Annotated in this window: 4 protein-coding genes and 1 tRNA gene; 2 read left to right on the forward strand and 3 right to left on the reverse strand. The window is 68.6% G+C overall.

The annotated features are described in order from the left end of the window. Positions 1 to 192 precede the first annotated feature (192 nt). Both FE633_RS33895 and FE633_RS33900 read right to left on the reverse strand, forming a co-directional pair. A complete protein-coding gene (locus tag FE633_RS33895) occupies positions 193 to 1368 on the reverse strand; it encodes a 4-hydroxybenzoate 3-monooxygenase (protein WP_138049000.1) in 1176 nt (391 codons plus the stop codon). A 188-nt stretch (positions 1369 to 1556) separates the two neighbouring features. Then, positions 1557 to 1639, reverse strand: a tRNA-Leu gene (locus FE633_RS33900). Positions 1640 to 2020: 381 nt separating this feature from the next. Here FE633_RS33900 and FE633_RS33905 point away from each other — a divergent pair. Next, complete coding sequence (locus FE633_RS33905; protein ID WP_138049001.1) at positions 2021 to 2791, forward strand: ABC transporter ATP-binding protein; 771 nt, start codon at positions 2021 to 2023, stop codon at positions 2789 to 2791. A gap of 98 nt (positions 2792 to 2889) precedes the next feature. After that, positions 2890 to 5427 (forward strand): ABC transporter permease, encoded by a 2538-nt coding sequence (locus FE633_RS33910; protein WP_138049002.1) that lies wholly within the window; start codon positions 2890 to 2892, stop codon positions 5425 to 5427. Positions 5428 to 5520: 93 nt separating this feature from the next. Here FE633_RS33910 and FE633_RS33915 read toward each other — a convergent pair whose 3' ends face one another. Further along, positions 5521 to 6816, reverse strand: coding sequence for a class I SAM-dependent methyltransferase (locus FE633_RS33915; protein WP_138049003.1), 1296 nt, complete (start codon positions 6814 to 6816; stop codon positions 5521 to 5523). Positions 6817 to 7080: the final 264 nt, after the last annotated feature.

Raw genomic sequence — 7080 nt, forward strand, 5'->3', positions numbered from 1 at the left:
GCCTCTAGTGCTTGGGGAGGATCTTTCCCCTGTTGTGACCGGGAACGCCAGTGTTCAATCCCGCATTCCCAGCACCGTTACCACGCCGGTACGACTCGCTCCGGTTCCGCTGTCCGGGGCACGGGCCTGGCACAGGTCCTGGCACGGCTCCTGGCACGGCTCCTGACGTGGGGTCGGGGCACGGGTCTCCCGTCACTCCAGCGGGAAACCCGTGTAGCCCTCGGCGAGGTCCTGCTCGGCCGAGCGTGCGTCGGTGATCCGTTCCAGACGGGCCAGCTGGATGCGGTCCTCGAACGGGGTCGCGTCGGGCATGCGGTGCAGCAGAGTCGTCATGGCGTACGAGAAGCGCTCGGCCTGCCAGACGCGGCGCAGACAGGTTTCGGAGTACGCGTCCAGCCGTTCTGGCGACCCGGTCTCCTTGAGGTGGACGAGCGCCCGCGCGAAGGTGACGACGTCCCCGACGGCGAGGTTCAGTCCCTTCGCTCCGGTGGGCGGCACGATGTGGGCGGCGTCCCCGGCGAGGAAGAGCCGTCCGTGGCGCATCGGCTCATGGACGTAACTGCGCATCGGTGTCACGGACTTCTGCGTGATCGGCCCGCGCTCCAGGCGCCAGTCGTCGGCCGTCTCGAAGCGGCGCTCCAACTCGTCCCAGATCGCCTCGTCGCTCCACTCCTCGGCGTCCGTGCCCTCGGGCACCTGGAGGTAGAGCCGCGAGACGGACGGGGAACGCATGGACAGCAGGGCGAAGCCGCGGTCGTGGCGGGCGTAGACCAGTTCGTCGTGCGAGGGCGGTACGTCGGCGAGGATGCCGAGCCAGCCGAAGGGGTACGTCCGTTCGAAGACCTGGGTGAGCTCCTCGGGGATCGCGTTGCGGGCCACACCCCAGAAGCCGTCACAGCCGACGACGTAGTCACATTCCAGGACATCCTCGCGCCCCTCGTGACGGAAGCGCACACGCGGGCTGTCGGTGTCGGCTCCCTCCACGGCGAGCGCCTCGGCCTCGAAGAGCAGCGGGCCGCCCTCCTTCAACTGGAGGGCGATCAGGTCCTTGCAGACCTCGGTCTGGGCGTAGACCATCACGGACCGGCCGCCGGTGAGTCCCGGGAAGTCGACGCGGTGGCGGCGGCGGTCGAAGCGCAGTTCGATGCCGTCGTGGCGCAGGCCCTCACGGTCCATGCGGTCGCCGGCGCCGGCCGCGCGCAGGACGTCGACCGTGCCCTGCTCCAGGATTCCGGCCCGCTGCCGCTGCTCGACGTACGCGCGGTCCCGGCTCTCCAGGACGACCGAGCCGATGCCCGCGTTGTGCAGCAGCCGCGCCAGCAGCAGGCCGGCCGGCCCGGCCCCGATGATCCCGACGGTGGTACGCATCGGCACGCCCCTCACACTTTCACTCTCGCTGTTCGCCTAGTGAAATTTACTTCACTGGTATCTGAACGTGAGTCTCCGACCGCGTACGCTCACTGTCAACGGTCTGAGCGGTTAAGACTTCAATGAAGGGTGCAGGGAAAGGCGACGCGGCGGCGGCCCATCAAGAGGGCACACGTGGCGATCGGAAGTGCCCGGAACCGGACTTGAACCGGTACGCCCGCGAGGGGCAGCGAGGTTTAAGCTCGCCGTGTCTGCATTCCACCATCCGGGCAGGCCATCGGCTCCGCATTGAGGTTCCGAGCCTATCGGGACGCATCCCCCGAACAGCGGCAGGGCGGACCGATGTTGTCTTATTTTATTGATGTCTGAGGGTGCATCAGCCCACGGTACGGGCCATCCGCACTTGCCACGCGCCCTTCTGACGGGCCTTCGCGGCACAGACGGATTGACGTGAATTCACCGCCCGAACGAGGGGCATCCGACGAACCGTCACAGATGACGCTCTCAGGGATGGGTGTCATCCCCAGGTATGACTCAGCCGCGCGCGGTCCGACGTGAGTCTGCCTTCGGAACCGGAACAACGGCTGACTACAGGGCGCGGATCGGCGACGACCATGGAAGCCAAGATCCCGACCGACAGGAGCTCTTACCCGTGACCACCACTCCCCTCGCCGACCGGGCCACCACCGTGGCCGCACGCGCTACGGACTTGTCGAAGGTCTACGGACAGGGCGAGACCCAGGTGGTCGCCCTGGACCGGGTCTCTGTCGACTTCCGGCAGGCCGAGTTCACCGCGATCATGGGTCCCTCAGGGTCCGGCAAATCCACGCTGATGCACTGTGTGGCGGGGCTGGACACCTTCTCGTCCGGCTCCGTGCGGATCGGCGACACCGAACTCGGCTCCCTCAAGGACAAGCAGCTGACGAAGCTTCGCCGGGACAAGATCGGTTTCATTTTCCAGGCGTTCAACCTGCTGCCGACGTTGACGGCCCTGGAGAACATCACGCTTCCCATGGACATAGCGGGCCGCAAGGCGGACAAGGAGTGGCTGAACTCGGTGATCCGGATGGTCGGCCTGGCCGACCGCCTCACCCACCGTCCCGCCCAGCTCTCCGGCGGCCAACAGCAGCGCGTCGCCGTGGCGCGTGCCCTGGCCTCCAAGCCGGACATCATCTTCGGCGACGAGCCCACCGGAAACCTGGACTCGCGCTCGGGCGCCGAGGTGCTCGGCTTCCTCCGCAACTCCGTACGGGAGTTGGGCCAGACCGTGGTGATGGTCACCCACGACCCCGTCGCCGCGGCGTACGCGGACCGCGTCGTGTTCCTCGCCGACGGCCGCATCGTCGACGAGGTGCACGGGCCGACCGCCGACGCCGTGCTCGACCGCATGAAGCAGTTCGACGCCAAGGTCCGCACCAGCTAGCGCTCGTGGGCAGCCCCCCGCCGTAACAGTCCGCCCATCGCGGCCCGTTCGCCCCCGTCACACCCCTCCCCCCTCCCCCCTCCTGGACTGAGAAGACAATGTTCCGTACTGCCCTGCGCAACGTGCTGGCGCACAAAGCCAGGCTGTTGATGACCGTGCTCGCCGTGATGCTCGGCGTGGCGTTCGTGTCCGGCACCCTGGTGTTCACCAACACCATCTCGGACGCGTATCAGAAGAGTTCGGCGAAGGGCTTCGACCAGGTCGACGTCGCCGTGCAGCCGGGGACCACGCAGGACAAGGGCGACAAGCTCGGCAAGGACCCGGAGCTGACGCAGGCACTGCTGGAGAAGGCGGCGAAGGCCCCGGGCGCCGAATCGGCCATAGGCGTGGTCAACGGCTTCACCGCGATCGCCGACAAGGACGGCAAGCTGGTCGGCGGCGGCTTCCAGTCGCAGGGCGGCAACTACTGGGCGGAGAAGGACCCGCGGTATCCGCTCAAGAGCGGCAAGGCCCCGACCGGCAAGGACGAGGTCGCGATCGACTCCGAGACCGCGAAGCGCGCCGGGTACAAGGTCGGCGACACCCTGCGGCTGTCCGTTGACGGGCCCGTCCTCACGCCCACCATCACCGGCGTGTTCACCACGGACGACGGCAACGTCGCCGCGGGCGGGAGCCTCACCCTCTTCGACACGGCCACCGCACAACAGCTCTTCCACAAGACCGGCACGTACGACGAGATCGACGTGAAGGCGGCCCCCGGCACGAGCCAGAACGCGCTCCGGACGAGCCTCGACAAGATCCTCCCGAAGGACACCGCCACCACCACGACGGGCCGGCAGCTCGCCGACGACCAGGCCGTCCAGATCGAGTCGCAGATGAGCGGCCTGAAGACGGGCCTGCTCGTCTTCGCCGGCATCGCCCTGTTCGTCGGCACCTTCATCATCGCCAACACCTTCACGATGCTCGTCGCCCAGCGCACCAAGGAACTCGCGCTCCTGCGCGCGGTGGGCGCATCGCGCAAGCAGGTCACCCGCTCCGTACTCCTCGAAGCGTTCGTGGTCGGCGCGGTCGCCGCCGTCACCGGCCTGCTCGCCGGCATCGGCATCGGCGCGGGCCTGCGCGCCCTGATGGGCACGTTCGACGCCGCCGTCCCGGCCGGCCCGCTCGTCATCTCCCCCGGCACGGTCGGCACGTCGTTCGCCGTCGGCATCCTCATCACGATGCTCGCCGCCTGGCTCCCGGGCCGCCGCGCCGCGAAGATCCCCCCGGTCGCGGCGATGAGCAGCGTGCACGCCCAGGCCACGACCAAGTCGCTGGTCCTGCGCAACACCCTCGGCGCCCTGTTCGCGGCGGCCGGCATCACGGTCGTCCTCTACGCCACGACGATGGACGGTTCGGACGGCCAGGCCCCGATGGGTATGGGCGCGGTCCTGCTGATCATCGGTGTCTTCATCCTCACGCCCCTCCTGTCCCGTCCGCTGATCGCGGCCGCCGCACCGGTCCTGCGCGTCTTCGGCGTCTCCGGCAAGCTCGCCCGCCAGAACTCCGTGCGCAACCCGCGCCGCACCGCCGCCACCGCCTCCGCCCTGATGATCGGCCTCACCCTCATCACCGGCATGACGGTGATGGCCGGCAGCCTGCAGACGTCGATCGACAAGATGGCCACCGCCGCGATGAAGGCGGACTACGTGGTCTCCATGGCGAACTTCAACTCCCTGTCGCCCGACGTGGAGAAGAAGCTCGGCGAGACCGAGGGCGTCACCGCCACCAGCCCCCTGCGCAGCGCCCCCTCGCGCATCGACGGCGAGACCGAGTACATGACCGGTGTGAAGGGCTCGGCCATCGGCAAGCTGACCGACCTGAAGGTCGACAACGGCTCCTTCAAGGTCGGCGGCACACAGGTCGTCGTGGACGAGGAGACGGCCAAGGCCCGCGGCTGGAAGGCCGGTTCGACCTTCACGGCCTCGTTCGAGGACGACAAGAAGCAGCAGCTGACGGTCGCCGGTGTCTACGAGGGCAACGACCTGATCCGGGGCATCCTGCTCGACACCGCGACCCTCGCCCCGCACCAGGCGGACCGGACGGACCCGGCCGACATGCAGGTCATGGTGAAGACGTCCGGCGGCCCGTCCGACGCGACCAAGGACAGCCTGGAGAAGGCCCTGGGCGACAACCCGGCCATCAAGGTCCAGGACAAGCAGGACTTCTCCAACGAGATCGCGCAGATGTTCACGCTGATGCTGAACATGCTGTACGGCCTGCTGGCGATGGCCGTCATCGTCGCCGTCCTCGGCGTCATCAACACCCTCGCCATGTCCGTCTTCGAGCGCTCGCAGGAGATCGGCATGCTCCGCGCGATCGGCCTCGACCGCAAGGGCATCAAGCGGATGGTCCGCCTGGAGTCCCTGGTCATCTCGCTCTTCGGCGGCGTGCTGGGCGTGGGCCTGGGCGTGTTCTTCGGCTGGGCGGCCGGTCAGCTCCTGGCCGGCAAGATGCCGACGTACGAACTGGTGCTGCCCTGGGACCGGATGGGCCTCTTCCTGCTCCTGGCGGCGGTGGTCGGCGTCCTGGCGGCGCTGTGGCCGGCCCGGCGTGCGGCGCGCCTGAACATGCTGACGGCGATCAAGTCCGAGTAGGAGCGGTACGACAGTTGGGGCCCCGTCCGGCAGAGACTCTGCCGGACGGGGCCCTTCTGGTGTTCGTGTTCTCGTGCTGGTTTCTGGTGCCGGTCAGTTCCAGGTACGCGCCCTCAGGGGCATCCCGGACGCTCCGGACTCGGGAGTCCTCACCGCCAGCACCTGGTTGACACCGATGCGGTTGCGTTCGAAGGCGAGGGCCGAGGCCGCCATGTAGAGCCGCCATACGCGGGCCCGGCCGGGGCTGGTGAGGCGGACCGCGCGCGGCCAGTCCGCCTCCAGGTTGGCGACCCAGCGTCGCAGAGTGAGCCCATAGTGCTCGCGGATCGACTCGACGTCCCGCACCTCGAACCCGGCGTTCTCCAGCTCGGTGACGGTACTGCCGATCGGCGCGAGCTCGCCGTCCGGGAAGACGTACGCGTCGATGAACTCATCGATCTCGTACGCCGACTCGTCCCGCCGCGGACGGCGGCCGATCTGGTGGTTGAGCAGTCTCCCGCCCGGTCTCAGAAGGGCGTACAGGTCACGCGCGTACTCCGCATAGCGCTCGCTTCCGACGTGTTCGGCCATGCCGATGGAGGAGATCGCGTCGTACGGCCCGTCGGTGATGTCGCGATAGTCCTGGACGCGGATCTCGACCCGGTCCGTGAGCCCCTCGCCGGCGACCCGTTTACGGGCGTACGCGGCCTGCTCGTGCGACAGCGTGACGCCCACGACGCGCACGCCGTGCTCGCGGGCGGCGTGGATGGCCATCGAACCCCAGCCGCAGCCGACGTCGAGCAGCCGCCGGCCCGGTTTGAGGTCCAGCTTGCGGGCGACGAGTGCGAGCTTGTCGCGCTGGGCGTCCTCCAAGGTGCCGTCCGGGGAGTCCCAGTAGGCGCACGAGTAGATCATGGACGGGCCCAGGACGATCTCGTAGAAGTCGTTGCCCACGTCGTAGTGGTGGCTGATGGCGCGTCGGTCGGTGTGCTTGGTGTGCAGGTGAGCGCGCCGCCGGCGCACTTCCTCCGGCGGCGGGGCGGGCGGTAGCGGCAGCAGCCCCGCCATCGCCACGAGCCCGCGCACCGCGGCCCGTACCTCGGGATCCCGCAACGCCTCGCCCAGGCTCCTGGCGTCCTCCCCGCGCTCCCACACGAGACCGGCCATCTGGTCGAGGACGGTGTAGAGGTCGCCGTCCACGGTCAGATCACCGGCGACCCAGGCGCGGGCGAGCCCCAGTTCGCCCGGCTTCCACAGCAGTCGGCGCAGAGCGCGGCGATTGCGTACGACGAGGGCGGGGGCACCGGGGGGACCCGCTTCCGAACCGTCCCAGGCGCGAAGGCGTACCGGGAGCGGTACTCCCAGCAGTTGTTCGACGAGGGTCTTCAGCCGCAGTGCGGCGTCCTGCATGGCGCACACCTCCGTGACGAGGGATCCCGAGAGTCCAAACACCACGTAAACACCAACATCCCCGGAGCGCAGTCCCGCAAAAGCGTTACGTATGAGCAAAAAAGCTGCAGGTGCCATACGGTTTTCGCCCCCGCCGCCCCTACCCGTCCCATCCTGAACCTGGGGGCTGCGCCCCCAGACCCCCGCTATCGGCCTTGCGGCCTCGTCCTCAAACGCCGGACGGGCTGAAATCAGCCCGTCCGGCGTTTGAGGAGCGGGGTCTGG

Source organism: Streptomyces montanus, from assembly GCF_005786655.1.
Lineage (GTDB): Bacteria > Actinomycetota > Actinomycetes > Streptomycetales > Streptomycetaceae > Streptomyces > Streptomyces sporangiiformans.

What these genes read in the sequence shown, in the direction of transcription:
- FE633_RS33895 (WP_138049000.1), bottom strand. Translation starts at nt 1,368, where the DNA reads ATGCGTACCACCGTCGGGATCATCGGGGCCGGGCCGGCCGGCCTGCTG.
- FE633_RS33910 (WP_138049002.1), top strand. Translation starts at nt 2,890, where the DNA reads ATGTTCCGTACTGCCCTGCGCAACGTGCTGGCGCACAAAGCCAGGCTG.
- FE633_RS33915 (WP_138049003.1), bottom strand. Translation starts at nt 6,816, where the DNA reads ATGCAGGACGCCGCACTGCGGCTGAAGACCCTCGTCGAACAACTGCTG.